The sequence below is a fragment of the Flavobacterium hiemivividum genome (assembly GCF_004349145.1).
Classification (GTDB): domain Bacteria; phylum Bacteroidota; class Bacteroidia; order Flavobacteriales; family Flavobacteriaceae; genus Flavobacterium; species Flavobacterium hiemivividum.
Map to the genome: position 1 here is coordinate 124,797 of NZ_SMFO01000005.1, position 25,878 is coordinate 150,674.

Genomic DNA, 25,878 nt, shown 5'->3' on the forward strand with positions numbered 1-25,878 from the left:
ACTATAAAGGCTTTTAAAATCAAAAAGAATTAATCAAAGATTAAGGGAAAATACCTCTTTGTATGTAAGCAGTTTCAATTCTTCTTATTGCTATTATATAAGCCGCTGTTCTCCAGTCTATCTTATCTGCTTTAACAAGTGCTTCTACTTTATAGAATACCTCCGTTATCTTTTTATCAAGCTTTTGCATCACTTCGTCAAGTTGCCAAAGCTCCCCGTTTCTGTTTTGTAGCCATTCAAAATAACTTCCTATTACTCCTCCCGAATTACATAAAATATCTGGAATAATAACGATTCCATTCTCTAATAAAATTTGTTCTCCATCAGTATCAATAGGTCCATTTGCACCTTCAGCAATAATAGTTGCTTTTACCATTGATGCATTCTCAACTGTAATCTGATTTCCTAAAGCTGCTGGAATAAGAATATCGCACTCCATGCCAAAAAATAATTTAGGATCTATTTCTTCAGCACCTGTAAATCCTTGAATAGAACCTTTTCTTGGCTTCGAATGTTCGAATAAAGCTTCTACGTCAATTCCTTTTTCATTAATTATGGTAGCATGTGCATCTTGAACCGCAAGCAAAATTGCTCCTTCTTCTGTTAAGAAATGAGAAGTCCAATAACCTACGTTACCAAAACCTTGAACAATAAACTTTTTATCTTTCAAGCTTTCGCCTCTACTTTTGTACAACAATTTAATTGTCAAGTACACTCCGTATCCGGTTGAACGATTTCTTCCTTCTAATCCACCAGAACCTACCGGCTTACCAGTTACAACATGTTGATTACGAGAACGCTCGGAAGAGGACTTAGTTGACATATAAGTGTCAGCCATCCAAGCCATAGTTTGTTCATTCGTGTTAACATCTGGCGCTGGAATATCATGCTCCGGGCCTATGTTCTCTCCTAAAGCATAAGTAAAACGTCTTGTAATACGCTCTAATTCGCCAATAGAATAATCTCTGGGGTCAATTTGAATTCCTCCTTTAGCACCACCATAAGGCAATCCCGCCAACGAAGTTTTCCATGTCATCCACATTGCTAATGCCTTAGCATCTTCTACATCAACTGTAGGATGGTAGCGCAATCCTCCTTTGTAAGGCCCTAATGCATTGTTATGTTGCACTCGGTATCCTGTAAAAATCTCTACCTCACCATTATCCATCTTTACTGGAAAATGCAGTATAATTTCGTTATTAGTTATTGATAAAATTCTTCTAATGTTTGAATTTAAGTGGATGGCATCAGCTGTTTTATTAAACTGTTGCATCACGTTGTCAAGCATACTCCTTTTTGTAGTTTCTTTTTTAACTGTCATATTTTATTTATTGATAATGTTCACAATGCATTTTATTACTATGTTGCCAAGTACAATGGCTATTATTATTACAATTAATGCACAATCCCGCACCTGAACTTAAATTTAACACTGATTTTTCTGTTCCAATAACAGGCAAATTCAAGTCAACGAGTATACTATCGCTTTTATTCTTATTGTTAACGACTAGAGGAATAGAATCAATTCCTTGGCTCTCAAATATGTTCATCTCATCTTATTTTAATATTGTTTGTATCAAACAATAATTATTTCGATCATAATAGACAAACAACATGCCAAATAGCTACAACGATATAGTGCAAATTAAAAAAACCTAATATACAAAGGATTACGAAAATGCAATTTTTAAAGTTACAAAATAAAGTGGGGCGAAACTACCCAGAAGAGGAAAAATTACTCAGCTTAAAGCAATTTATTTTTCTAGTTTCTGACGCAGTGTTTTTCGATCGATTTGAAGAATCTCTGCGGCTCGAGTTTTATTATTATCAACAGCCGAAAGCACCTTTAGAATATGCGCTTTCTCTATATCTTTTAACGATTTAAACTCTTCCTTTTCAGAAGGCATAGGGTATTTTAAGTATTCAGGCACATCTGCAACTTCAATTTGATCACCACTCATGATAATCATTCTTTGGATTACATTTTCTAATTCCCTGACGTTACCCGGCCAAGAATGACGCGTTAAAACCGAAACAGCTTTATCTGAGATAGTAATTTTAGGTTTGTTATACTCCAGACCGTACTTTTTAAGAAAAGTGACAATCAATAGCTTTATGTCACTCATTCGATTACGAAGAGGTGGTGTTTCTATATTTACAACATTTAGTCGGTAATAAAGATCCTCACGAAAACTACCATTGATTGACATATCATATAAATCACTATTTGTGGCAGCAATAATTCTCAGATCTATTTTTTGTGTTTTCTGAGAGCCTATCATACTCACTTCTTTTTCCTGTAATACCCGTAACAATCGGGTTTGCACAGACAAAGGAGCTGTTCCTATCTCGTCTAAAAAAATAGTCCCACCTACAGCAGCTTGAAAAAACCCACCTCGGGTTTCATTAGCTCCAGTAAAAGCACCTTTTACATAACCAAAGAGTTCTGATTCCATTAAGTTTTCGGGGATCGCTCCACAATTTACAGCAATAAAAGGTTGGGCTGCAAAAGCGCCTTTATAATGAATAGCTCTGGCTACTAATTCCTTTCCAGTCCCGCTTTCTCCTTGAATTAATATAGTTGCTCTATTGTCTTTTACACGCTGAATCAAATCTACTAATTGTACAATCTGCTGAGATTGCCCTACAATTCCTGCGTACTCCGTTATTTTATGACTAGCGCTATCAATAAGTTCTTCACTACTATTTTTAGAATTCCCTTTAGAATCTATAAGTTTTTGAACTGCACTTTTTAGTTCATCATTAGTAAACGGTTTTGCTAAATAATCTAATGCTCCTGATTTTACAGCCTCAACTGCACTATCTACCGAAGGAAATCCAGTCACAACAAGTTTAGGAATAGAAGGAAAATGTTCTTGCACATATTTTATCAACTCCATACCGTTTATAGCAGGCATCTGCAAATCAGTAATCAATAAATCAATAGTGCTAAACTTTAATATTTCAATTGCTTCCGTTACCGAAGAAGCTTTATAAGTATGGAAATTCTGCGCTTTTAAATTGCGATGAAGCAACTCAAGCATATCATAATTATCATCTACAATTAAAATATTTTCTTTCTTTAATTTCATTAGGACATCTTTAAAGGTAATTGAACTTGAACAACGGTTCCTTTCGGACTATTATCAAAAGTACGAATATCTCCCTTATGACTTTTAACAATTCCATGGACTACGCTCAGTCCTAAACCAGAACCTTCTCCGATAGGTTTCGTAGTAAAAAACGGCTCAAATATTTTAGTTTTCAGCGCTGCATCTACACCAGGACCTTGATCAGCAATTTCGATAAAAAAACTAGAATTATCAGAATAAACACTCACCTTAATAACTGTGTTTTTTGGAGACACATAAATCGCGTTGATCAGAATATTAAATAAGACTTGAGTAAGCTGAATAGGATCTAACTGCGCTTCTAATTGCAATTCTTTAAAATCGACCTCGTAACTAATTTCTGCTTTACTAAAATTAGGGCCTAATAAACTTAATGCATCCGAAACAATAGGAACTATTTCGACAAACTTCATGTTTTGAGGCATTTCGCAGGAAAAAAACATAAGCTTCTTAACGACTTCTCTCGAATAAATCGCAGCTTTAATAATTTTAGCACTATCTAATTGCGATTGTTTTTCAACAGTACGATCTCGTATAAATTCAGCAAAACCAAGGATATTTCCAAGTGGCGTATTGAGTTCGTGTGCGATTCCTGCGGTGATTTCTCCTAAAATCGAAAGACGATCTACACGTTCTACACTTCGTTTCAACAACTCCTCTTTTCCCTTATTCAAATGTCGTTCATAAAGCACGCCGACATCTGAAGCTACTTTGTTAAGCAATTTTTCTTCATCAGCTAAGAAGTGTTTTTCTGTAAATTGATCTGATGGATAATGCACTTTTACAAATCCCCTGTCTTCATCAAAAATGATAATAGCTGAATTTTGAAAAACAGTATTTTCGGGAATTATACTTGTAGTAAAATAATAACTCTCTAACTGCAACTCTATAAGTGCATGTTCAGAAAATCGCCAAGCCTGTTTTAAAACCAAACAAATCTTATCTAAAGTGGTTGATAATGATCCTTGATGCGCTGAAATTATAGCTGAAACTTCATATAAGCAAGATAATTCCTTGATCCGTTCTTGAAGTAATTCTTCTGTAGAAATAGTAGAATTCATGATGCTTAAAGGGATATAAAGTAATAATTATAGCTTAAAATCGAGTTTTAAAGAAACCCTACTTCGTTAAAAAAGAAAGAGCGACTTATATTCAAACTTTTATTTCTTACTTCGATTAAATAAACCAACAACAAATAACAATACGCCTGTAATTATTAATATGTAGTATAAAGTAATGTATTTATCTCTGACAACATTTGCTAAAACGAAGCAAACAACACTGACTAAGTACAAAACCATTGGGTTCAAATTCTTGATTGAAGAGAAATTCATATTGTTGAACTATTTAAAGAAAGAATCCACAAACTCATGTTTGTTAAAAACTTGTAGGTCTTCAATTCCTTCACCAACACCAATATATTTTACGGGGATTTTAAATTGGTCTGAAATCCCAATTACTACACCACCTTTTGCAGTACCATCTAATTTAGTTACCGCTAGACAAGTTACTTCAGTAGCTGCTGTAAACTGTTTAGCTTGCTCAAAAGCATTCTGACCAGTTGAACCATCTAAAACTAACAAAACATCGTGCGGAGCATCAACAATTACTTTTTGCATCACACGTTTTACTTTTGTTAATTCGTTCATCAAATTAACTTTATTATGTAAACGTCCTGCAGTATCAATAATTACAACATCAGCATCTTGCGCAACCGCTGATTGCAAAGTATCAAATGCTACCGAAGCAGGATCAGAACCCATGTTTTGTCTAACAATAGGAACACCTACTCTGTCAGCCCAAATTTGTAATTGATCAATCGCAGCGGCACGGAAAGTATCTCCTGCACCTAAAACCACTTTATAACCCGCTTTTTTAAATTGGTACGCAAGCTTTCCAATAGTAGTTGTTTTACCAACACCATTTACACCTACTACCATTAAAACGTATGGTTTTTTATCTTTTGGAATTACAAATTCAGTTGCTTCACCTGTATTAGTTTCAGAAAGTAATCCTGAAATTTCTTCTTGCAGAATTTTATTGAGTTCTTGAATTCCAAGGTATTTGTCAGCCGCAACACGACTTTCAATTCGAGTAATGATTTTTAGGGTAGTATCAACTCCAACATCTGAGGAAACGAGAATTTCCTCTAAATTATCTAAAACTGCATCGTCAACTTTAGACTTTCCTGCAACAGCTTTACTTAATTTAGAAAAGAAAGTTGTTTTTGATTTTTCAAGACCTTTATCTAAAGTCTCTTTTTTTTCTGATGAAAATAATTTTTTAAAAAAACTCATTGTATTAACAGTGTTAGGAATAAAGCATTAGACACAATGAACTAACACCCTCTTCAGAAGGGTAAAGATATAAAATAAAAAAGCTACTTCCGAATGAAAGTAGCTTTTCTATATAGTGCTTTTATTAATTAGTTCTTTTTCAAGAATTCATCAACTAGTTCAGGTGCTAATATAGTCTCTACGAATGTATAAGCGCCAGTTTTTGGAGATTTCACCATCTTGATGGCTTTTGATAATCTCTTAGAAGATGTTTGTAACGATGCTACTGTTTTCTTTGCCATGATTCAAATGTGTATTTAAATTTAAATAAAATCTCTAAATGCTAACATATTGAGATCTGTATTAAAACTTCTAATTATTATTTAATTTCTTTGTGAACAGTTACTCGTTTCAAGACTGGATTAAATTTCTTAATCTCTAATCTATCTGGAGTATTTTTTTTGTTCTTCGTAGTTATGTATCTTGAAGTTCCTGCAACACCACTTGTTTTGTGTTCCGTACATTCTAAAATTACCTGGATTCTATTACCTTTCTTTGCCATCTTGCTATTTTTTTTATTGGAAGTTAAAGATTATTTGATAAATCCTTGTGCTTGCGCTTTTTTCAAAACTGCAGCAATTCCATTTTTATTAATTGTTTTTACCGTAGATGCAGCTACTCTAAGAGTAATCCATCTATCTTCTTCTGGAAGATAAAAACGCTTTTTCACTAAGTTAACAGAAAATTTTCTCTTAGTTTTATTCATAGCGTGAGAAACGTTATTTCCTACCATCGCTCTTTTACCTGTAAGGTCACAAACTCTTGACATTATGCTTATCTTTTATCGTTATTCAAAATCAGGGTGCAAAGAAAAGAAAAATAAACCTATAAACCAACAAAATTATAATACAATTTTAAAAATTTCTTTCTTCAATAACTCTAAACTTTTTATCACCGCTCTATCTATCACTTTCTCACGTGGTTGGCCAAAATTATATTCTTCGACAATAACTTCATTTGGCGTTGCCAATGCAATAAAAACAGTCCCAATTTCGGCAATTTCGTCTCCTTTTGTCGGGCCTGCATTTCCAGTTGTAGCGATCGCATAATCAGTATTCATAATTTCCTTTACGCGCAAAGCCATTGCCGAAGCCACTTCCGCACTCACTACAGAAAATTCATTAATCACACTCTCAGAAACCCCTAAAACGCCAGTTTTAACCTCCGTAGCATAAGAGACTACGCTCCCCTTGAAATATTCAGAAGCACCTGGAATCGCAGTTAATAAAGCCGCAATTTTACCACCAGTACAACTTTCAGCTGTAGCAAGTGTTTTATGTTGTTGTTTTAGCATTTTCCCAACTAAAAACTCAATAGTTTCATCCTCTTCAAAGCCAACGATAATATCTTTGATAATCGCATCCAAAGACCTAACATATTGTTCTAATGCATTTTCCAAGAATTCTTTGTTTGTACCACGAGCCGAAATCCGCAAACGAACCGTCCCCGGACTCGGCAAATAAGCCAACTTTAAAAAATCTGGAAGACTGTCTTCCCAAGCTTCAATTCGCTCTGCCACCATACTCTCTCCTTGCCCGTAAGTAAGAATTGTTTTATGTATAATATACGGCCGACTATACTCTCGTACTACTTTTGGGATTATTTCGTTTTCAACCAAATACTTCATTTCGTAAGGAACTCCAGGCAGCGAAATAAAAACGGTGTTTTCTTTTTTCATCCACATTCCCGGAGCAGTTCCCACCGCATTGTGTAAAACTGTACATTTTGAAGGAACAAGCGCCTGATCTTTATTAATTTGCGTTATAGCCCGTTTATAAAAACCTTCTATCAACGCAGTAACATGATCTAAAACAGCGTAATTTACAATTAATTCATCTTCGAAATAATCACAAAAAGTTATTTTAGTAACATCATCTTTTGTTGGCCCTAAACCACCAGTAATAATAACCAAATCTACATTATTTTGAAGCTTTTCAAATGTATCTAAGATATGCTTTTTGTCGTCGCTTATCGATATCATTTCGTTGATTTCGACTCCAATTTTATCGAGTGACTTCGCTATAAAAGCCGAATTTGTATCGACAATTTGCCCAATTAAAATTTCATCCCCAATAGTAACAATGGTTGCCTTCATTTTTTTATATGGATTTAGGTTTTGCTTTATACCTAAAATTCAACACCCAAATAACTTGAATGTTGAATTTTAGTGTTTTTGTAAAAAAATAGGAATTGAAATAATCTTACAACTCAAAATCCTTTTTAATTTCTTTGATCGCCTCTTTAACCTGCGACTTTATACTCTTAAAAGTATCAATTATTTCTTTCTTTTTACCTTCAGTTTTTGTCCAAGCTTCTAATTGCAGGATTTCTTCGAATGCAACATTCAAACCAAGCAGGTCTAAAGTTGGTTTTATTTTATGTGCATAAGCATAAGCATGCTTGTGATCTTTCTTCTTAATTCCTTCCTTGATTTGCTTTAAATCAGCTGGAACTTCGGTTACAAACAACGTTAGAATTTCATTTACAAATTCTGGATCGTTATCTGAAAGTGCGTACACTTTTGCAAGGTTGTAGTTTAAAGCCATTATTTTACTTGTATTCTAAATAGTTTTTGTCCTTCTAAAAATCCCTCTAACACATCGTCTGGTTTTACAGCAGCAACCCCTTCAGGCGTACCTGTAAAAATAATATCCCCAATTTTTAATGTAAAAAATTGAGAAACATATGAAATAAGCTCATCAATTTTCCACAACATATTGCTGGAATCGCTGATTTGAACCGTTTTACCGTTATTAGTTAACTCAAAAGTAAGATTTTCTAACGAACTAAATTGCTCTTTTGGTAAAAAATCACCAATTACAGCAGAACCATCAAATGCTTTGGCTTTCTCCCAAGGCAATCCTTTGGCTTTTAACTTCGACTGTAAATCTCTAGCCGTAAAGTCAATACCTACACTAATTTCATCATAATACTTATGAGCAAACTTTGGCTCGATGTATTTCCCAACCTTATTTATTTTTACAATAATTTCAATTTCGTGATGAATATCTTCCGAAAATTCAGGAATTACAAAAGGATGTTGCTTTAATAAAATCGCCGAATCAGGCTTCATAAAAATAACAGGCTCCGTCGGTCGCTCATTTTGCAATTCTTCTATGTGGTTAGCATAGTTTCTACCAATACAGATTATTTTCATTTTTTTCTAGTGAATAGTAAATAGTAATTAGTAAATAGTCTATTCCACTATTCACTAATCACTACACACTTAGTTTTTAGTATTCAGTTTTCTAAGTTTTATAGCCGTCAACACTTTTTTAGTGTACAAAGGAAAGTCTGCATTTTGTATCCAACTAAAGTAACCTGGTTCTTGTTCTAAAATTTTATCAACTTTTATTCCTTTGTGTTTTCCAAAGGAGAAAATCTCTTCTCCTTCTTTGTCAAAAGCTATCATTCCTGCAAAATCAGCGATTTTCTTTCTTGTCGAAAATTCCGATAGCGCTTTCATATCATTTGGTAAATCAGGATAACGTTCTAACTGCGCTTTCAAAATTTCATAAGTCGCCATAGTATCTGCTTCTGCCGAATGTGCATTTTCTAAACTTTGACCACAATAAAACTTCAAAGCTGCACTTAATGTACGTTCCTCTTTTTTGTGAAAAATGGTTTGAACATCAACTGAAACACTATTTTTCATGTCAAAATCGACTCCTGCGCGAAGTAATTCTTCTGCTAACAAAGGAATGTCAAAACGATCAGAATTAAATCCAGCCAAGTCACAATCTTTTATCATCGCATGAACTTGCGAAGCTAACTCCTTAAACGTAGGCTCATTTGCTACTTTTTCGTCTGTGATTCCATGTACAGCCGTTGTTTGCGCCGGAATAGGAATAGTAGGATTCACTAACCAGGTTTTACTTTCTTTATTTCCGTTAGGAAAAACTTTAAATATTGATATTTCTACAATTCGGTCTTTTCCAACATCAATTCCAGTGGTTTCAAGGTCAAAAAAGCAAATTGGTTTATTAAGTTTAAGTTCCATTTTTTGTTTTTATTATCATACAAATGTAAATTTTAAAGCTGAATTTCACCAATAATCAGGTATTAATTTCGCCCAAAATAACAAAGCATTTTAAAGTGGCAATCTATTCTAAAATAACAAAACCCAACAAATTTAAAATAAATCTGTTGGGTTTCTTTATGTTTTTATTTCGAAATTAAAAATCTCTATTCACATCAAATGCTTCTAGGTATTCAGCAACTCGTTTTACAAAACCACCACCTAGCGCTCCATCTACAACACGATGGTCGTAACTGTGAGAAAGAAACATTTTTTGACGAATTCCTATAAAATCACCTTCTGGCGTTTCAATAACTGCTGGTACTTTTCGAATCGCTCCAAGAGCTAAAATTCCCACCTGCGGCTGATTTAAAATTGGAGTTCCAAAAACACTTCCAAAAGTACCTACATTTGTTACTGTGTAAGTTCCACCTTGCGTATCGTCCGGTTTCAATTTACCTGCTTTAGCACGTCCACCAAGATCATTCACCGCTTTTGCCATTCCTACTAAGTTCAATTGATCTGCATTTTTAATAACAGGAACAATTAAATTACCGTTAGGCAATGAGGCAGCCATACCCAAATTGATATTTTTCTTTTTGATGATATAATCACCATCTACAGAAATATTCAACCCTGGAAAATCTTTCAAAGCTTTAGCAACTGCTTCCATGAAAATTGGAGTGTAAGTCAATTTCTCCCCTTCTCTCTTTTCGAAAATACCTTTGTTTTTTTCTCTCCATTTCACAATGTTAGTCACATCGACTTCGATAAAAGACTGTACGTGTGCTGAAGTTTGAACTGAAGCGACCATGTAACCCGCAATAAGCTTGCGCATTCTGTCCATTTCAACAATCTCATCACCACCGTTTACTGATACTGGAGCTGCTTTTTGTACTATTGTAGTCGCAGCTTGCACCGCTTTTGGAGCTTCCGCAGTTTTTACCGGAGCAACCGCTGTTTGACTTCCTCTATTTTTAACGTACTCTAAAATATCATTTTTCGTAACTCTACCGTCTTTTCCTGTTCCGCTTATCTGTTCCAATTCCTCAACTGAAACACCTTCTGTCGAAGCTATATTTTTCACCAATGGAGAAAAGAATTTATCCGAATCAGAATAATCAGTTGGCATTGCCACGCTATCTTTAGCAGCATCAACGGTTTTTGACACTTCGGCAACAGCCTCTGGAGTTGCAGCTGTTTGAACAACTGAAACCAACTCTCCACCTTCAGTTTCGATAATTGCAATGGTTTGACCCACTTGAACTAAATCATCTTTACCAAATAATTGCTCCACCAAAATACCTGAAACTTCACTCGGTACCTCGCTATCAACCTTATCAGTTGCAATCTCGAGTACTGCTTCATCTGCTTCAATCCTGTCACCTACTTCTTTTAACCAATTTGTAATGGTTGCTTCTGCGACGCTTTCTCCCATTTTAGGAAGCTTTAATTCAAATTTTGCCATATTGTTAACCTAAGAAGGCGTTTTTGTTTTCAGTTTGCGAAATTACTAAATATTCTAAACATAAATTACATTTAATGTAATTTATCATTCTAATTTTACAATCGCTCCTCTTTCATTAGAATTATCACTGCCTATAAAAAAAGCAGTGTTTTTTGGTAACACTTTAAAGGATAACCCCTTGTTTTTTAACGATTCTATAAAATTAATTAATTCTTTAAAAGAAACATAATTGTTATCAAACAATACTTCCGTCTTGGTTTCCAATGAAATCTTTGACGAAATTACCATTTTTTCTGTTTTCAAATCGTGTAAAAACACTTTTTTTTGAAGTTTTGACGCTATTTTGTTAATTAACTCATCATTAGAAGAATATAAAATATACGACTGCGGAATCTTCTTTGCTTTGGCTTGACCTTGAAACATTTTTATAAAAGAAAAAAATAGAATTCCTGTTTTCATAAAAAATGAAAAGAACCTCGATACTTTGAAATGCTTTTTATAGAAAAACTCCATGGCCTCCTGAAACCGTTTCATATAAACCCCATCTTTTACGGTGCTTTCGCCTTTATAGTGAATTACAGTAGTTTCGTGATAATAATAGTTACATTTCCCTGTTTGCAGCATTCTAAAAGACAAATCGATGTCGTCTGAATACATGAAACAGTCCTCATCAAATCCACCTAATTCCTGATACAAATCCCGTTTCATCAGCATGAAAGCCCCAACGAGAATATCGACTCTAGCTGTTTCGTTTTCTGATATATGTTGCGCATAATATTCCCCAAATACTTTCACTTTTGGGAACAGCTTGTACAAACCTAGCATTTTTGTCAAGGCCACAAAAGGTGTAGGTACTCCCCTTTTACTTTCTGGCAGAAAATTTCCTGCTCCGTCAATGAGTTTTACCCCCACGTTTCCTAGGTTTTTTTGCTTTTTGGCGAAAGCCAATACTTTTGTAAAAGTATCTTCGGCAACCACGGTATCCGGATTAAGGATGCAAATATATTCGCCTTGAGCGATCGCGACACCTATATTATTCCCTTTCGGAAAACCATAATTATCTCTATTTTCAATAAGTTTTACATTCGGAAAACGCAGCTTCATCATTTGACAACTATCGTCTTCTGAATTATTATCAACGACGATTATTTCGCCATCAATATGTTCTAAAGCACTTTGCACGCTTAAAACACATAATTCTAGGAAATAACGGACGTTATAATTGAGAATGATTACTGACAATTGCATCTCTCAAAGATATATTTTATGATCTAAAACCACAACGACAAAGTAAAACAGAGCTACAATTATCCAAATAAAACCCAATGATTCATTCCTAAAACCGATTTTAATCCCGCGAATCAACTACTTTTGGGAAACAAAAAATTATAATAAAACCAATCCTCGTCATTGAAAAAAGCATTTCTAATAGTATTCCTGTTTATCATTAGTCAGATTCACGCTCAAATTTCGGGATGTACAGATCCACTGTCTAAAAATTTCAATCCATCAGCAACTGTAAATGATGGCAGTTGTAAATATCCTTCGACAAAAATAAAACCTACTTACTCTGCACAATTAACTGACGCGCTTCACGAAACATCCGGCTTAGTTTATAGCGATAATCTATTGTGGACGATGAATGACGACACTGACAACACAATTTACGGAGTCGATACCAATGGTGTGATTCAAAAGAAAATAGCTCTCAAAAATGCAACCAACAAAGACTGGGAAGAAATCGCACAGGACAGCAGCTATTTTTATATTGGTGATTTTGGAAATAATGTATCGGGAAATAGAAAAGACCTGCGTATTTTAAGAGTCGAAAAAATATCGCTAGAAGGGAAAACTCAAAAAATCGATACTATTTCATTTTCATATTCAAACCAGACTGATTTTACTAAAATAAAATCTAACACAACTAATTTTGATTGTGAAGCCTTTGTTGTTGTAAATGATAGCATCTACTTATTTACAAAACAATGGAAGCAAAAAAGAACAACTGTTTATGTCATCCCGAAGACTCCAGGGAATTATACCGCTCAATTGAAAGACACTTTTAATGTAAATGGCTTGATTACTTCGGCTACGATCCTACCAGATAAAAAACTGCTTGCCCTTAGCGGCTATAGGAAATCGTTGACTCCATTTGTGTATCTTTTCTACGACTATGAACGTTCAAGCTTTTTCTCAGGCAATAGACGAAAAATTAAAATAGCATTACCTTTTCATCAAATTGAAGGTATTACAACAAAAAATGGTTTACAGTACTATCTATCCAATGAGAACTTCACGCGAAAACCATTTTTAGCTGTGCCTCAGCGGCTACATCAATTGGATTTGAGTCCTTTTTTGTCTCAGTATCTTGATCAAAGATAATTCGAATATAATACCATTGAAGCATAGAAATTACTGCGGATTTTTCATACCCCCCTAAATTTTATATTAGTTTCATTCCGACGAAGGAGGAATGTCCACAAACTGTTTAAGCAACTAGGTTTCCTCCTTCCTCAGATGACAAGTTTATGGTTATGTTTTCCTGTAATATTTTTAAAAATCCACTAGAATAATATTTGTTTTCTTTACTTCTCTACAATAAAAATATCCTTTTCTCAAATAATATTCCAAGATAATTCCTTACATTTCTACCAGTAAAAAGTCTTTATAAACTAATAAAACCCATGAAAAATAACCTCGGATCGATCTCTTTACTAGTTGCCTTCAGCGGACTAGTGTTTTTTGAAGTCTTGCTTCGCATGGAGATTCTAACTCATCAAGGTTGGAAAATTGTCACAGCAGGTTTTGAAGCGGCGACCATCGGTGGATTTGCTGACTGGTTTGCTGTCAGTGCATTATTTCATGAAATCCCAATTCCATTTGTGCGCAAACACACGAATATCATTGCCAAAAATCGTGAAAAACTTACCGAAGGAATTGTCGACTTAGTGACTAACAAATGGCTTTCGCCCGATGTTATTGCCGAGAAACTAAACGAAGTGGACTTGGCTAAAATCATTTTGGATTTCATACAACAACCCAAAAACCAGCAGAATGCAATTAGTTTAATTCAAAATATAGTTTTGAAATTAGTTGATGAATTAGACAATCCAAAATTTGCATACGCCTTACAAAAAATACTAAAAGATCAGATTTCCAGTATTGATTTAGCTTTCCCTTTGGGAACTTGGTTAGAAAAATCCATCAAGAATGGAGACCATCATCAAATATGGGAGTTAATTATTGAGGAAACTGGAAAATCTATTACAAATCCCGAGACAAAAACAATGCTTCTTGCTAAGCTTAAAGAGGCTGCAGAGGAATACTCAGATAAAGGTTTTTTCAAAAAGACAGCCTTGTTTTTAGCCGAAAAAAGTGGCGGAATTGATTTAAACCTAATCGCTGATGACCTTCTTTTGAAAGCAAAAGAGCTGATGTCAGACGCAAAAACAGACGCTAATCATCCCATTCGATCTAAGTTTGACGACTGGTTGCTTGATTTTGCAAAACAACTCACTTCTGGTGATGAAAAGTCAATCAACTTAATCGAAAATCTAAAAGAACGTGTAATGCAGCATGTTGAAGAAGAAAAAGTGATACATACGCTTTTAATTCGTTCTAAAGAAACGCTAACAGCGCAATTGCAAAACAATAACACTCCGCTAATGCAATTCCTGATTTCTAATCTCAATCGTATGTTAGTTGATTTACGAGAGGATCCAGCTGCTCAGCAAAAAATCAACATTTATATTCGAGAAACTGTTTCAGAACTATTGGTTAAGTTCCACAGTGAAATTGGGAATATGGTTCGCTCCAGCATGATGAAACTCAACAATAAAGAACTAGTCGAACAAATTGAAGACAAGGTTGGTAACGATTTGCAATACATCCGATTGAATGGTGCGGTTGTAGGCGGTATTGTAGGTATTATATTAGCTTTGCTTAAAATGCTTTAGATAAAATCCCAAGTAATAAGCGGTAGTAAATAATCTAATAAAGCAGAAATTCATATTTCTTTATTATAAATGTAGACCGCTCTTGGAAAAAATGCCGATTGCTTTTTTTAATATATTACGTTCTAACTCGGCATCTTTGAGTCTTTTCTCTAGTTCATGAATCTTTTCTTGCTCGGGAGTGAGTTTTAAATTTCCTTTCCCAGGAAAACTTCCTTATCCAAACTCCTCGTACTCTTTGCGCCATTTATACAACTGTGGTGCTGTGACTCTTAACTCTCTGGCGAGTTCTGATACATTTGTTCTATCATAACTCAATTGAACGGCTTTTTCTTTAAAAGCTTTATCATAAATTTTGCGGACTTCTTTCATAGGCTAAAATTAAGATTATCTCTTAACTTACGGTGATGGCTAAGTTAGCATGTCCAATCATCCTTTGAACAAACATAATACACTGTAAAGTAATGTGCTTTAGATGTTTTTTTCACGATTCATAACCAAGAGTTTACGGGTTCAACGCCCGTCTTCACTACACAATTAAACCCTTAGACATCCATTCAGTTGCTAAAATTTTGTTTTTACTCATTTCATATTATTACATCCATAACAATAAGTGTTTTTTCCCTAAATTGATAAAAAACAAGTTCTTTTCACCAGATGTAACTATTTTTCACTTATTTTTGAATAATCAATTTTCACCAATACACATGAATACTAATCGATTTTCACTAAAAATAAGTGTTTTTCACGGTCGTAAAGCACCTGAGGAAGGGATACTGGTAGGTTATGGTGCTTTAATAGAAACTTTAGCTTTGGCTATGCCATTACCTAATCGTTTATCATTGATAAGTACTAAAAAACGTCAATATAAAACTGATCATTGGCAAGTGCTTACTTCGCGTCACGAACCAGAAGACACTCTTTACAAACAATTGGTATTTGCTTTAAAATACGAAGGAATAAATTTATTGTTTTTTAAGAAACTATTTGAACAACTATCAGAAGAAACAATAACTTCATTGGTCCAAATAGAACCGCAAGGACAATACAGCCGTAAAGTTTGGTTCTTATACGAATGGCTTATGGGGAAGTCACTTCCAATTCCAGATTTAAATAAAGGAAATTTCGTTACCCTAATTGATGAAGATATACAATTTGCTTTACCTATAAGTACAAATTCCAGCCGACATCGTATAAAAAACAACTTGCCTGGCACTGTTAATTTTTGTCCGCTAATATTTAAAACTCAAAAGTTGAATGATTACATAGCTGATGATCTTTCCAATAAGAAAAATAGTTATTTAAACGAAATTCGCAAAGACGTACTACAACGAGCATCAGCATTTTTATTGCTAAAAGATTCCAAAGCATCTTTTACCATAGAAGGAGAAACTCCCACTAATCATAGAGCAATTAGGTGGGGAAAAGCCATAGGTCAAGCAGGTTCAAAACCATTAGAAAAAGAAGAACTATTGCGATTACAACAAATAGTGATAGAAAATAGTCGTTTCCTAAAAATGGGTTATAGGGACGAAGGGGGCTTTGTGGGGGAACATGACCGAGTTAGTGGAGAACCAATGCCAGAACATATTTCAGCAAAATGGCAAGATATTGAGAAATTGATGGACGGATTAATTGCAACTTATAAAAACATTGAAGAAACTGGCTTTAATGCTGTTTTGGCAGCTGCAAAAATAGCTTTTGGATTTGTTTTTATTCATCCTTTTGTAGATGGCAACGGAAGAATACACCGATATATAATACATCATATTTTAACCAAAATGCAATTTGCACAACAAGGAATAATCTTCCCGGTGTCTGCTTCTATTTTAAATCATATTGACGATTATAAAATAGTATTAGAATCTTATTCACATCCATTATTGGACTTTATAGAATGGAAAACTACAGAATCTAACAATGTAGCCGTATTGAACGAGACAATTGATTATTACCGCTATTTTGACGCAACTAAACAAGCAGAATTCTTATTTGATTGTGTTGATGATACTATAGTAAATGTAATTCCCAATGAGGTAAACTATCTACAGAAATACGATGCTATGAAAAAATACCTGGATGATATCTTCCAGATGCCTGACAAAACAGTTGCATTACTTATTCGGTTTCTAGAACAAAATAATGGGATACTCTCTAAAAGAGCTCTAGAAAAAGAGTTTAATGTCTTAAATGAAATTGAGATAAATGAAATTGAAGAAAATTACATTTCAATTTTTGAAAACTAACTTTGTTTACTACACTAAATAAAACGAGCTTTAACTATCGTAATAATGTTAATATATCCACAAAAAAATGAGTGAGGAAAAAGAGTGAGGAATAGTCAAAAAAAACAAATCTCGAAGCATTCAAGATTCGATAAAGTTCTATATGATGGCAAAGTTAGGGTGAATATAAAATAAACAGCAATTTTCATAACCCTGAGGTCACGGGTTCAACTCCCGTCTTCGCTACACAAACAAACCCATAAACACCAACTGTTTATGGAACAGTAAAATCATTTCAACTAAATGAAGAGACGAAGGCACTTGTGCAAGTACAACTAAGTGGTTAAACATTTCTCACCAAAAACTAAACTTTGACCGAACTTTTGAGTATACATATAAATATTAAATTATATGGAAAGCAATAAAAAATTTATAGGTAGCAGAGAGGCAATGGAAATCCTCAGCATAAAGTCATTGACAACACTGGGGTCATTTATTACTAATGGTATAATCAAAGCTTATACACCCTTCAATAGCAGCAGACGACGATTCAAAGTATCCGAACCCGAGAAAGTTCTTAATTCTAAATGATGTCAACCTTGACAATAATAAACTACCTTTGCACGGTAGTTTTTTTTGGGGTACTCAAATAATTAAAGACCAAATTAGAGACTAAGCATTAAAAAAAATAAAAAACTCAGCAAATACAACCCTTTTACGCATGAATTACCTTTCTGTTGAAAATATCTCGAAATCTTTTGGTGAGAGAACGCTTTTTGAAAATATCTCTTTTGGGATTAATAAAGACCAAAAAATTGCATTTATAGCCAAAAACGGCTCTGGAAAAACCACCATAATGAGTATCATTAATGGCTTGGAAGAATCTGATTCGGGACAAGTAGTTTTGAGAAAAGGAATCAAAATGGCTTTCTTATCTCAAAATAATAATCTACAAGACGAACTCACCATTGAAGAAAGCATTTTCGCCTCAGACAATGAGATTTTGAAAGTAATTGAAGCCTACGAAAAAGCATTGGAGAATCCAGAAGATGAAGAGGTTTATCAAAAAGCTTTTGACGGAATGGACCGACACAATGCTTGGGATTTTGAGACGCAATACAAGCAAATTTTATTCAAACTGAAGTTGGAAGATTTCAAACTGAAAGTAAAAAATCTTTCGGGTGGACAGAAAAAACGTTTGTCTCTAGCTATAATTTTGATCAACCGTCCTGACTTATTGATCTTAGATGAACCTACGAATCACTTGGATTTAGAGATGATCGAATGGTTAGAAAGCTATTTTGCAAAAGAAAACATTACCTTGTTCATGGTAACTCACGACCGTTTCTTCTTAGAGCGCGTTTGCAATGAAATCATCGAATTAGACAACGGTAAATTATATTCCTACAAAGGAAACTACTCTTATTATTTAGAGAAAAAAGAAGAACGCATTGCTTCTGAAAACGCCAGTGTTGACAAAGCACAAAATCTATTCGTAAAAGAATTAGAATGGATGCGACGTCAGCCTAAAGCAAGAACGACTAAATCGAAATCGCGTCAGGATGATTTTTACGACATTAAGGAGAAAGCCCAAAGTCGTCGTAAAGAAAACAAGGTGGAACTAGAGATCAATATGGAACGTATGGGAAGCAAGATTATCGAGCTTCACAAAATCTCTAAGAAATTTAAGGACCATGTAATCATGGATAATTTCAGTTTTGACTTTCAACCAGGAGAACGCATTGGAATCATTGGAAAAAACGGAACAGGAAAATCAACATTTTTGAACTTATTGACCGGAAGTTTACCGCTTGATTCTGGAAAAGTGGTGATTGGTGAGACTATAAAATTAGGATATTATACTCAAAGTGGAATCAACCCAAAACCAGGACAACGTGTAATTGATGTCATTAAGGAATACGGAGAATTTATTCCGTTGATGAAAGGGAAATTGATTTCGGCTTCACAATTATTGGAGCGTTTTCTTTTTGATGCTAAAAAACAATACGATTTTGTAGATCGCTTGAGTGGTGGAGAACTAAAACGTTTGTACTTATGTACCGTTTTGATTCAAAATCCGAACTTCTTAATTCTGGATGAGCCAACAAACGATTTAGATATCGTGACCTTGAACGTTTTAGAAAGCTTCCTTTTGGATTATCCAGGATGTCTATTGGTAGTTTCTCACGACCGTTATTTCATGGATAAAATTGTGGACCACTTATTTATCTTTAGAGGACAAGGAGTTGTTGAAAATTTCCCTGGAAACTATTCTGATTTTAGAGCGTATGAAGATAGTGCTGATGTTGCTCAAAAAGAGGAAAACAAAGCGGAGAAGAAAGACTGGAAGCAAAATAACCCAACAGGAAATTTAACTTTCAACGAGCAAAAAGAATTCCAAAAAACAGAGAGAGAAATCAAGGATTTGGAAGAACAAAAAGCTAAGATTGAACTATTATTCTCAGAAGGAAAGGTAGCAGATGCAGATATCGAGAGAAAAGGCAAAGAATTACAGAATCTCATCAATAAAATGGAAGCTAAAGAGGAAAGATGGTTTGAACTGAGCGCAAAAATGGAAGGATAAATCTCCCTAACCTCTGCCGTGGCGAGGATGTGAAAAGAGTTGTTTTATAAAATTAAAACCCCAATATTTTTAGCAGTAATGCTGGAATTGTTGGGGTTTTATTTTTTATATTAGGTACAGTCACCTAGATATTTGTTCAACTTCTATCTAATTGCCCCAATTGGCAATTTAAAATACAAAGCTACACATACCAATTTAGCACTTTTAAAAAGACCGAAACACTGTAAATATGACAACTTCCTTCCCCGCTATTAAAACAGAAAGACTTTTACTTCGACAGTTTGTTGAAAGTGACCTTGACAATGTATTCAAAGGACTTTCACATCCTGACATTATTAAATACTATGGCGTAAGTTTTAACACTCTGGAAGCGACTAAAGAGCAGATGACATTTTTTAAAAACCTTGAAAATGATGGGACTGGAATTTGGTGGGCGATTGTTTCTCCAGATCAAAAAATATTTTATGGTGCGGGCGGGTTTTGCGACTTATCAACAGTACATAGAAAGGCTGAAATTGGATTCTGGTTGTTCCCTGAGTTTTGGGGAAAAGGAATTATGAAGGAAGCGATGCCCTTAATTTGTAATTATGGCTTTGAGAACCTCGGACTTCATCGTATTGAGGGTTTTGTAGATCCTGAAAATGCAAATTGTAAAAAAGCAATGGCTAAACTTGACTTTCAACACGAGGGCACAATGAAAGAATGCGAAATCAAGAACGGCAAATTTATTAGTATTGAAATTTATGCTAAACTGAATGACAGGAGCTCATAACAGTTTTTTTTTTTAAAAGCTGGAAATAAAAAGCTTCTAGCAGTAACGTAAATCTATTGACTGTAAACTTATTCTAGGACGAGACAAACTTATATATATTGCCATTTGTTATTTGGAAAATAGATAAAACAAAGTACATTGTAACCCAATTAAGCAATACGATTATGGTACTACTTGCAAAATGGACAGTAATCCTCTTTGGTTTTTTTTTAATTAGCGCTGGCTTCCTTATGCTTTTCTATCCCTCAAAGACAAGAACAATTATAGGCAAAGCAGGAAGTACAAATTTCATTAATTATGCCGAAATTACAATTCGGATGATCCCCGCTACGGCTTTGGTTTTGTACTCCCATCTTTCAAAATACCCGGAAGTATTCTTAGTATTAGGTTGGTTTATCATCGCTACCTCTTTTGTTCTTTACCTCATCCCACGAAAAGCACATCATGCCTACGCGGTGTATTGTGCCAAGCTACTAACGCCCACCCTGATTCGGCTGATTTCTCCCTTCTCAATATTTTTTGGTTCGTTTATTATTTTCTGTGTTCTATAGATCTTAGGCAAACAAAATTAGCACAAGGAGACGCACGACCGCCATTTTTTTAAGCACCGAAATTCTTCTATATTTACACCCTGATACTCACTTAAGAACTCCATTTTAGACTTACAGCCAATAAAACCATGCTATTCCAAATCAAATCTTACATAAAATTCCTGTGGCACTCTAAGAACGAGCATGCCGTACACTCCCCTTTTGTATTCAATTTGATTACAAAATGTTTTTATGATAGCAAGCCAAAACCGGAATACCAGCTTTTAAAAGAATACCGAAAGGAGCTTTTAGAAAATAAAAACACAATTGAGGTTATAGATTTTGGAGCAGGATCCAAAGTCTTTAAATCCAATAGCAGAGAAATCTCCAAGATTGCGAGAACGGCTGGAATATCTCAAAAAAGAGCGGAGTTATTGTTTCGAATTAGTAATTATTTTGAAACAGACACCATTTTAGAAATAGGGACTTCTTTGGGATTAGCAACAGCTGCAATTTCTTTGGGATACAAAAACGCACAAATTACAACACTTGAAGGGTGTCCAGAAACATCAAAAATTGCCCAAGAGCAATTAGAAAAATTTGGTTTAACCAATGTAGAATTTGTCGTGAGTGAATTCAGCAGTTATTTAGAAAAATTAAATTTATCATCGAAAATACAAACTAAAAACTTTTCCTTAATCTACTTCGACGGCAACCATCAAAAACAATCAACATTAGACTATTTTGATTTATTGCTACCCACAATAACTAATGATACCGTGTGGATTTTTGATGATATACACTGGTCTCCAGGAATGGATGAAGCTTGGGAAGCGATAAAAAAACATCCAAAAGTAACGGTTACCATTGACACATTTCAATGGGGATTTGTTTTCTTTAGATATGAGCAACCAAAGGAACATTTTACCATTCGAGTTTAATAAATACAAAAAAAGACAGCCATCCCTGACTGCCTTCTCTTATATCAATTAGTAAACCCTTATTGTTTAGCCTCTTGCATTTCTTCAGATTTAGCACCCATTCTGTTAACTTTTAACAATGGCGCAAATTTGAATTTTAAACCCGCAATATCTTTATTATCTGATGAAGAAAGACCTTCTTTTTCTACAGTATTTTTTCTGCTATCTAATGCTTCATACATTAATTTAATTTCATCCCAGTCTTCACGAGAGTAATTGTCTTTATTATCTTCGGCAGTGTGAATAAATTGTCTGTATACACTAAGGATATTGTCTTTATTTACCCAATCAAAATTCATATCATCCCCGATTTTTCCTTCACCGAACAATGAATTTCTCATTTGTTGTTTTGAATTTGGAGCCGAAGCTTCCATATCCGCTTTCATTCTAGCTTGTAATGCAGCATATTTAGCTTTACTAGCTTCGATTTTCACTTTAGCCTCTTCACTTTCTTTTAAATCTACAAGTGCCGTTTCAGCTTGACTGCTTCTTACTTCATACGTAGCTTCAATTGCAGACCAGTTCGCTTTAGCATCTTCTACAGCTACATTTTCTAATGAGTCAACATAAACAACATAAGACTCTACTGTTTTATTTGCTGCTTCTGTTTTTTCGTCTTTACAAGATGTAAATCCTAAGGCGATAACCGCCATTCCCAATACTAAATTTGTACTTTTCATAATGTTTGATTTTATATTAGTTAAATATTATAATTCAAATGTACATAGCATTGTATTGCATTCAATATAAACATGTTAATTATATAAACAATTCCCGAAATTGTGAAATAAATTGGAATCAACATCAAATATAAAGCAATTGAGAAGGCTTATATTAAACTATTCATTTATAAAAACAGTACTATTATAATGCACTGTAACAGATTATTTCATCCACTTTATATATTATAACTATCAAATAGTGGAGGTCAATTTAAAATTTACACCTTATATATAAAGTGGCTGCCAAAAGATTAAAAGTACTATCCTTTAAATTTTTGTAACAAAAATCTATTTTAAGCAACTTACCTTTAATTAAAAAGTGTTTTGTACTTTTAAAATTCAGAAACCATAAATTAATTGCAAATAAACATGTCAAATCCATTAATAAAAATAACCGATATCAAAAGAGATTTTGTCCTTGGTAACGAGATTATTTATGTCTTAAAAGGTATTGATTTAGAAATTAATAAAGGAGAATACGTAGCACTTATGGGACCATCAGGTTCTGGAAAATCTACCTTAATGAATCTTTTAGGTTGCTTAGACACACCCACATCCGGAACCTATATTCTTAATGGACAAGATGTAAGCAAACAAAAAGATGATGAATTAGCCGAAATCAGAAACAAAGAGATTGGTTTTGTTTTTCAAACTTTTAACCTCTTGCCGCGTACTACAGCACTTGCTAACGTGGCTTTGCCAATGATTTATGCAGGATATTCAAAATCCGAAAGAACGGCTCGCGCTACCGAAGTTTTAGAGCAAGTCAACCTTGGTGATCGAATGGACCATCAGCCCAATCAATTATCAGGTGGACAGCGCCAGCGAGTGGCCATTGCCAGAGCCTTAGTCAATAAACCGTCTATCATTCTTGCTGATGAGCCCACAGGAAACTTAGACAGTAAAACTTCCGAAGAAATCATGAAACTCTTTAACGATATTCATCAGCAGGGTAATACCGTTATTTTAGTGACTCACGAGGAGGAAGTGGCCGCTTACGCAAACAGAATTATCCGTTTGCGCGATGGTATGATTGAAAGTGATACGACAAAATAGTTTTTTTTTATAGGAGTTTTCTAGTCTATTCGATCCATAATTCAGGATGAAAAAGGATTTTCTCTCGAAGTTTCGGAACTATCTGGCTGTGGGCTGACAGGTCTGGGCTATGGAAATCATTTCCAAAATAGAATCTAATAACCCATTAAACTATTCGAAAATGAAAATAGCCTTACTAACCTGCCAAAAACTTCATAAATTAACGCCACAAGACCAACTTTTAATTCCAGAATTAGCGAGGCACAACATTACTGCAACCGCTGAAATTTGGGATGATAAAAACATTAATTGGAATGATTTTGATTATTTGATTTTTCGAAATACCTGGGATTATTTCGAAAAAGAAACCGAATTCAACCTTTGGCTTGACCAAATAGAAAAATTAGGGATAAAAACACTCAATTCCATTGATGTCATAAAACAAAACAAGCACAAGTTTTATCTGCGTAAAATCGAACAGCAGGGAATTAAAATTATCCCTACCGTATTTATAGATAAAACTACTGATTTTAATCTAAAAGAGATTATACCGACACATTGGGAAAAAGCAGTCATAAAACCAGCCTTTTCTGCAGGATCTTACCTCACTGAAGTCTTTGTTACTGCCGATATAGACAAAATAAATACCCAATATCAAACTATTGCTTCCGAAAAGGAATTGCTAGTACAGCAATTTATGCCCGAAATTCAAACTGTAGGCGAAACTTCCTTTATATTCTTTAATAAAAAATTCTCCCATGCGGTAAATAAAAAACCAGTTCCAGGTGAATTCAGGATTCAGGTACAATTTGGCGGAATATACCGAGTGATACATCCTGACGCAGAACTAATCGCTAAAGCGCAAAAAGTTGTAGACAAATTTATAGGAAAATTATTGTACGCCAGAGTAGACGGAATTGTAATAGACAATGAGTTACACCTCATGGAAGTAGAATGCATCGAACCTGATTTGTATTTTAATCTAAGCGAAGGTTCCTTAGAACGATTTGTTGATGCCATAGTGGAATTAATAAAGTAAATTTGGAGTTCCTTGAAAAAGCAAGAAAATTCACGAATAAAAAAATAAAGAGATGAAAGTATATACTAAAACTGGTGACAAAGGAACAACCTCACTTTTTGGAGGAACAAGAGTTCCTAAAGACCATATTAGAATTGAAAGTTATGGAACTGTAGACGAACTAAATTCTTATATAGGATTAGTTCGTGATCAGGATATGAATGCGCATTACAAAGCAATCCTAGCAGAAATTCAAGATCGTTTGTTTACCATTGGAGCAATTCTAGCTACGCCACAAGAAAAAGAAGTGTTAAAAAGCGGAGAACTTCGCTTGAAAAATTTGGGGATTGTAGAAACTGACATCGAATTATTAGAAAATGAAATTGACAACATGGAGAGTGAACTCCCTCAAATGACGCATTTTGTCTTACCAGGCGGACACACAACTGTGTCATATTGTCATATAGCGAGATGCGTGTGCCGCCGCGCAGAGCGCCTTGCTGTTCATCTAAGCCATAATGAACCAGTCGCTGAAATAGCAATTAAATACCTAAACCGACTTTCTGACTATCTTTTTGTATTGGCACGAAAGTTGTCTCATGACTTGAACGCGGAGGAAGTTAAATGGATTCCGAGGAAGTAGTAATCAGTAAGAAAGTATTCAGACCGCAGTTAAAAAATCTGATATATGATACGTTTTCAGCATTAACTGAACACTAAAAACTGACAACTGAATACTAAAAGCAAAACGTTCTTAACTTTTTTTAAAAATAAATAGAATTTTACTTGTCTTTTTCAGTAAAATTTTTATTTTTGCACAAAACTAAATCGACAAAAAATGTATTGGACATTAGAACTAGCATCTTATTTAAGTGATGCACCGTGGCCTGCTAACAAAGACGAACTTATTGATTACGCTATACGTGCAGGAGCTCCGTTAGAAGTGGTAGAAAACCTACAGTCTATTGAAGACGAAGGTGAGATATATGAGTCGATGGAAGAAATTTGGCCGGATTACCCTACAGACGAAGATTATCTTTGGAACGAGGATGAATATTAGAAAATAATCAAGGAAAAAGTCTCAGAAGAGGCTTTTTTTTTGGTTA

At 34.4% G+C, this 25,878-nt stretch carries 27 protein-coding genes; 11 read left to right on the forward strand and 16 right to left on the reverse strand.

Annotation, left to right across the window (positions count from 1 at the left end):
* Positions 1 to 40: 40 nt before the first annotated feature.
* The 14 genes from E0F98_RS09060 to E0F98_RS09125 form a co-directional block, all read right to left on the reverse strand.
* On the reverse strand, positions 41 to 1,321 hold the full coding sequence (locus tag E0F98_RS09060; RefSeq protein WP_132110658.1) for a Glu/Leu/Phe/Val family dehydrogenase: 1,281 nt from the start codon (positions 1,319 to 1,321) through the stop codon (positions 41 to 43).
* A 7-nt stretch (positions 1,322 to 1,328) separates the two neighbouring features.
* The gene (locus E0F98_RS09065; protein ID WP_132110660.1) at positions 1,329 to 1,550 is read right to left on the reverse strand and encodes a hypothetical protein; all 222 of its coding nucleotides are present in this window, start codon (positions 1,548 to 1,550) and stop codon (positions 1,329 to 1,331) included.
* Between the two features lie 204 nt (positions 1,551 to 1,754).
* The gene (locus E0F98_RS09070) at positions 1,755 to 3,092 is read right to left on the reverse strand and encodes a sigma-54-dependent transcriptional regulator (protein WP_132110662.1); all 1,338 of its coding nucleotides are present in this window, start codon (positions 3,090 to 3,092) and stop codon (positions 1,755 to 1,757) included.
* The gene (locus E0F98_RS09075) at positions 3,092 to 4,192 is read right to left on the reverse strand and encodes a sensor histidine kinase (protein ID WP_165929302.1); all 1,101 of its coding nucleotides are present in this window, start codon (positions 4,190 to 4,192) and stop codon (positions 3,092 to 3,094) included. Before E0F98_RS09075 ends, E0F98_RS09070 begins: the two co-directional genes overlap by 1 nt.
* Before the next feature lie 282 nt (positions 4,193 to 4,474).
* Positions 4,475 to 5,428: a signal recognition particle-docking protein FtsY gene (gene ftsY / locus E0F98_RS09080; RefSeq protein WP_132110666.1), complete on the reverse strand. Its 954-nt coding sequence runs from the start codon at positions 5,426 to 5,428 to the stop codon at positions 4,475 to 4,477.
* Between the two features lie 128 nt (positions 5,429 to 5,556).
* Positions 5,557 to 5,709 (reverse strand): DUF4295 domain-containing protein, encoded by a 153-nt coding sequence (locus E0F98_RS09085; protein ID WP_132110668.1) that lies wholly within the window; start codon positions 5,707 to 5,709, stop codon positions 5,557 to 5,559.
* A gap of 77 nt (positions 5,710 to 5,786) precedes the next feature.
* A complete protein-coding gene (rpmG, locus tag E0F98_RS09090; RefSeq protein WP_016988713.1) occupies positions 5,787 to 5,969 on the reverse strand; it encodes a 50S ribosomal protein L33 in 183 nt (60 codons plus the stop codon).
* Between the two features lie 30 nt (positions 5,970 to 5,999).
* Positions 6,000 to 6,236: a 50S ribosomal protein L28 gene (rpmB, locus tag E0F98_RS09095; RefSeq protein WP_007138096.1), complete on the reverse strand. Its 237-nt coding sequence runs from the start codon at positions 6,234 to 6,236 to the stop codon at positions 6,000 to 6,002.
* 72 nt (positions 6,237 to 6,308) lie between these two features.
* Entirely contained in the window at positions 6,309 to 7,562 is a 1,254-nt protein-coding gene (locus E0F98_RS09100; protein WP_132110670.1) for a CinA family nicotinamide mononucleotide deamidase-related protein, read from the reverse strand.
* Between the two features lie 106 nt (positions 7,563 to 7,668).
* A complete protein-coding gene (locus E0F98_RS09105; protein ID WP_132110672.1) occupies positions 7,669 to 8,013 on the reverse strand; it encodes an Hpt domain-containing protein in 345 nt (114 codons plus the stop codon).
* Entirely contained in the window at positions 8,013 to 8,624 is a 612-nt protein-coding gene (locus tag E0F98_RS09110; RefSeq protein ID WP_132110674.1) for a fumarylacetoacetate hydrolase family protein, read from the reverse strand. Before E0F98_RS09110 ends, E0F98_RS09105 begins: the two co-directional genes overlap by 1 nt.
* A 69-nt stretch (positions 8,625 to 8,693) precedes the next feature.
* Positions 8,694 to 9,467: a 3'-5' exonuclease gene (locus E0F98_RS09115; protein ID WP_132110676.1), complete on the reverse strand. Its 774-nt coding sequence runs from the start codon at positions 9,465 to 9,467 to the stop codon at positions 8,694 to 8,696.
* Positions 9,468 to 9,642: 175 nt separating this feature from the next.
* Positions 9,643 to 10,953, reverse strand: a complete 1,311-nt coding sequence (locus tag E0F98_RS09120; protein WP_132110678.1) for a dihydrolipoamide acetyltransferase family protein — start codon at positions 10,951 to 10,953, stop codon at positions 9,643 to 9,645.
* An 84-nt stretch (positions 10,954 to 11,037) separates the two neighbouring features.
* Positions 11,038 to 12,201, reverse strand: a complete 1,164-nt coding sequence (locus E0F98_RS09125; RefSeq protein WP_132110680.1) for a glycosyltransferase family 2 protein — start codon at positions 12,199 to 12,201, stop codon at positions 11,038 to 11,040.
* Positions 12,202 to 12,363: 162 nt separating this feature from the next.
* On the opposite strand from E0F98_RS09125, the gene E0F98_RS09130 reads away from it, so the two are divergent.
* Positions 12,364 to 13,335 carry a T9SS C-terminal target domain-containing protein gene (locus E0F98_RS09130; protein WP_243699220.1) on the forward strand — a complete coding sequence of 324 codons (972 nt, stop codon included), beginning with the start codon at positions 12,364 to 12,366 and terminating at the stop codon, positions 13,333 to 13,335.
* 302 nt (positions 13,336 to 13,637) lie between these two features.
* Complete coding sequence (locus E0F98_RS09135; RefSeq protein ID WP_132110682.1) at positions 13,638 to 14,909, forward strand: DUF445 domain-containing protein; 1,272 nt, start codon at positions 13,638 to 13,640, stop codon at positions 14,907 to 14,909.
* 213 nt (positions 14,910 to 15,122) lie between these two features.
* Here the strand turns inward: E0F98_RS09135 and E0F98_RS09140 are convergent, their stop codons facing one another.
* Positions 15,123 to 15,278 carry a transposase gene (locus E0F98_RS09140; protein WP_132110684.1) on the reverse strand — a complete coding sequence of 52 codons (156 nt, stop codon included), beginning with the start codon at positions 15,276 to 15,278 and terminating at the stop codon, positions 15,123 to 15,125.
* 335 nt (positions 15,279 to 15,613) lie between these two features.
* Here E0F98_RS09140 and E0F98_RS09145 point away from each other — a divergent pair, with 335 nt between their 5' ends.
* The 5 genes from E0F98_RS09145 to E0F98_RS09165 all read left to right on the forward strand — a co-directional run bounded on the left by E0F98_RS09145 (position 15,614) and on the right by E0F98_RS09165 (position 21,958).
* Positions 15,614 to 17,152 (forward strand): Fic family protein, encoded by a 1,539-nt coding sequence (locus E0F98_RS09145; RefSeq protein WP_132110686.1) that lies wholly within the window; start codon positions 15,614 to 15,616, stop codon positions 17,150 to 17,152.
* A gap of 700 nt (positions 17,153 to 17,852) precedes the next feature.
* Positions 17,853 to 19,715 carry an ABC-F family ATP-binding cassette domain-containing protein gene (locus tag E0F98_RS09150; protein WP_132110688.1) on the forward strand — a complete coding sequence of 621 codons (1,863 nt, stop codon included), beginning with the start codon at positions 17,853 to 17,855 and terminating at the stop codon, positions 19,713 to 19,715.
* A gap of 229 nt (positions 19,716 to 19,944) precedes the next feature.
* Positions 19,945 to 20,487, forward strand: a complete 543-nt coding sequence (locus E0F98_RS09155; RefSeq protein ID WP_132110690.1) for a GNAT family N-acetyltransferase — start codon at positions 19,945 to 19,947, stop codon at positions 20,485 to 20,487.
* Positions 20,488 to 20,651: 164 nt separating this feature from the next.
* Positions 20,652 to 21,038: a hypothetical protein gene (locus tag E0F98_RS09160; protein ID WP_132110692.1), complete on the forward strand. Its 387-nt coding sequence runs from the start codon at positions 20,652 to 20,654 to the stop codon at positions 21,036 to 21,038.
* Positions 21,039 to 21,166: 128 nt separating this feature from the next.
* The gene (locus E0F98_RS09165) at positions 21,167 to 21,958 is read left to right on the forward strand and encodes an O-methyltransferase (protein ID WP_132110694.1); all 792 of its coding nucleotides are present in this window, start codon (positions 21,167 to 21,169) and stop codon (positions 21,956 to 21,958) included.
* A 59-nt stretch (positions 21,959 to 22,017) separates the two neighbouring features.
* Here E0F98_RS09165 and E0F98_RS09170 read toward each other — a convergent pair whose 3' ends face one another.
* Complete coding sequence (locus E0F98_RS09170; protein WP_132110696.1) at positions 22,018 to 22,677, reverse strand: BAR domain-containing protein; 660 nt, start codon at positions 22,675 to 22,677, stop codon at positions 22,018 to 22,020.
* 411 nt (positions 22,678 to 23,088) lie between these two features.
* Between E0F98_RS09170 and E0F98_RS09175 the strand changes: the two genes are divergently transcribed.
* The 4 genes from E0F98_RS09175 (at position 23,089) to E0F98_RS09190 (ending at position 25,832) form a co-directional block, all read left to right on the forward strand.
* Positions 23,089 to 23,775 carry an ABC transporter ATP-binding protein gene (locus E0F98_RS09175; protein WP_132110698.1) on the forward strand — a complete coding sequence of 229 codons (687 nt, stop codon included), beginning with the start codon at positions 23,089 to 23,091 and terminating at the stop codon, positions 23,773 to 23,775.
* A 160-nt stretch (positions 23,776 to 23,935) separates the two neighbouring features.
* Positions 23,936 to 24,793: an ATP-grasp domain-containing protein gene (locus tag E0F98_RS09180; RefSeq protein ID WP_132110700.1), complete on the forward strand. Its 858-nt coding sequence runs from the start codon at positions 23,936 to 23,938 to the stop codon at positions 24,791 to 24,793.
* 52 nt (positions 24,794 to 24,845) lie between these two features.
* A complete protein-coding gene (locus E0F98_RS09185; RefSeq protein ID WP_132110702.1) occupies positions 24,846 to 25,415 on the forward strand; it encodes a cob(I)yrinic acid a,c-diamide adenosyltransferase in 570 nt (189 codons plus the stop codon).
* 195 nt (positions 25,416 to 25,610) lie between these two features.
* Positions 25,611 to 25,832, forward strand: coding sequence for a DUF2795 domain-containing protein (locus E0F98_RS09190; RefSeq protein ID WP_007138072.1), 222 nt, complete (start codon positions 25,611 to 25,613; stop codon positions 25,830 to 25,832).
* Positions 25,833 to 25,878: the final 46 nt, after the last annotated feature.

What these genes read in the sequence shown, in the direction of transcription:
- E0F98_RS09175 (WP_132110698.1), top strand. Translation starts at nt 23,089, where the DNA reads ATGTCAAATCCATTAATAAAAATAACCGATATCAAAAGAGATTTTGTC.
- E0F98_RS09185 (WP_132110702.1), top strand. Translation starts at nt 24,846, where the DNA reads ATGAAAGTATATACTAAAACTGGTGACAAAGGAACAACCTCACTTTTT.
- E0F98_RS09115 (WP_132110676.1), bottom strand. Translation starts at nt 9,467, where the DNA reads ATGGAACTTAAACTTAATAAACCAATTTGCTTTTTTGACCTTGAAACC.
- E0F98_RS09075 (WP_165929302.1), bottom strand. Translation starts at nt 4,192, where the DNA reads ATGAATTCTACTATTTCTACAGAAGAATTACTTCAAGAACGGATCAAG.
- E0F98_RS09070 (WP_132110662.1), bottom strand. Translation starts at nt 3,092, where the DNA reads ATGAAATTAAAGAAAGAAAATATTTTAATTGTAGATGATAATTATGAT.
- E0F98_RS09065 (WP_132110660.1), bottom strand. Translation starts at nt 1,550, where the DNA reads ATGAACATATTTGAGAGCCAAGGAATTGATTCTATTCCTCTAGTCGTT.
- E0F98_RS09120 (WP_132110678.1), bottom strand. Translation starts at nt 10,953, where the DNA reads ATGGCAAAATTTGAATTAAAGCTTCCTAAAATGGGAGAAAGCGTCGCA.
- E0F98_RS09190 (WP_007138072.1), top strand. Translation starts at nt 25,611, where the DNA reads ATGTATTGGACATTAGAACTAGCATCTTATTTAAGTGATGCACCGTGG.
- rpmB (WP_007138096.1), bottom strand. Translation starts at nt 6,236, where the DNA reads ATGTCAAGAGTTTGTGACCTTACAGGTAAAAGAGCGATGGTAGGAAAT.
- E0F98_RS09165 (WP_132110694.1), top strand. Translation starts at nt 21,167, where the DNA reads ATGCTATTCCAAATCAAATCTTACATAAAATTCCTGTGGCACTCTAAG.
- E0F98_RS09135 (WP_132110682.1), top strand. Translation starts at nt 13,638, where the DNA reads ATGAAAAATAACCTCGGATCGATCTCTTTACTAGTTGCCTTCAGCGGA.
- E0F98_RS09125 (WP_132110680.1), bottom strand. Translation starts at nt 12,201, where the DNA reads ATGCAATTGTCAGTAATCATTCTCAATTATAACGTCCGTTATTTCCTA.
- ftsY (WP_132110666.1), bottom strand. Translation starts at nt 5,428, where the DNA reads ATGAGTTTTTTTAAAAAATTATTTTCATCAGAAAAAAAAGAGACTTTA.
- rpmG (WP_016988713.1), bottom strand. Translation starts at nt 5,969, where the DNA reads ATGGCAAAGAAAGGTAATAGAATCCAGGTAATTTTAGAATGTACGGAA.
- E0F98_RS09105 (WP_132110672.1), bottom strand. Translation starts at nt 8,013, where the DNA reads ATGGCTTTAAACTACAACCTTGCAAAAGTGTACGCACTTTCAGATAAC.
- E0F98_RS09140 (WP_132110684.1), bottom strand. Translation starts at nt 15,278, where the DNA reads ATGAAAGAAGTCCGCAAAATTTATGATAAAGCTTTTAAAGAAAAAGCC.
- E0F98_RS09100 (WP_132110670.1), bottom strand. Translation starts at nt 7,562, where the DNA reads ATGAAGGCAACCATTGTTACTATTGGGGATGAAATTTTAATTGGGCAA.
- E0F98_RS09085 (WP_132110668.1), bottom strand. Translation starts at nt 5,709, where the DNA reads ATGGCAAAGAAAACAGTAGCATCGTTACAAACATCTTCTAAGAGATTA.
- E0F98_RS09150 (WP_132110688.1), top strand. Translation starts at nt 17,853, where the DNA reads ATGAATTACCTTTCTGTTGAAAATATCTCGAAATCTTTTGGTGAGAGA.
- E0F98_RS09180 (WP_132110700.1), top strand. Translation starts at nt 23,936, where the DNA reads ATGAAAATAGCCTTACTAACCTGCCAAAAACTTCATAAATTAACGCCA.
- E0F98_RS09110 (WP_132110674.1), bottom strand. Translation starts at nt 8,624, where the DNA reads ATGAAAATAATCTGTATTGGTAGAAACTATGCTAACCACATAGAAGAA.
- E0F98_RS09160 (WP_132110692.1), top strand. Translation starts at nt 20,652, where the DNA reads ATGGTACTACTTGCAAAATGGACAGTAATCCTCTTTGGTTTTTTTTTA.
- E0F98_RS09060 (WP_132110658.1), bottom strand. Translation starts at nt 1,321, where the DNA reads ATGACAGTTAAAAAAGAAACTACAAAAAGGAGTATGCTTGACAACGTG.
- E0F98_RS09145 (WP_132110686.1), top strand. Translation starts at nt 15,614, where the DNA reads ATGAATACTAATCGATTTTCACTAAAAATAAGTGTTTTTCACGGTCGT.
- E0F98_RS09155 (WP_132110690.1), top strand. Translation starts at nt 19,945, where the DNA reads ATGACAACTTCCTTCCCCGCTATTAAAACAGAAAGACTTTTACTTCGA.
- E0F98_RS09170 (WP_132110696.1), bottom strand. Translation starts at nt 22,677, where the DNA reads ATGAAAAGTACAAATTTAGTATTGGGAATGGCGGTTATCGCCTTAGGA.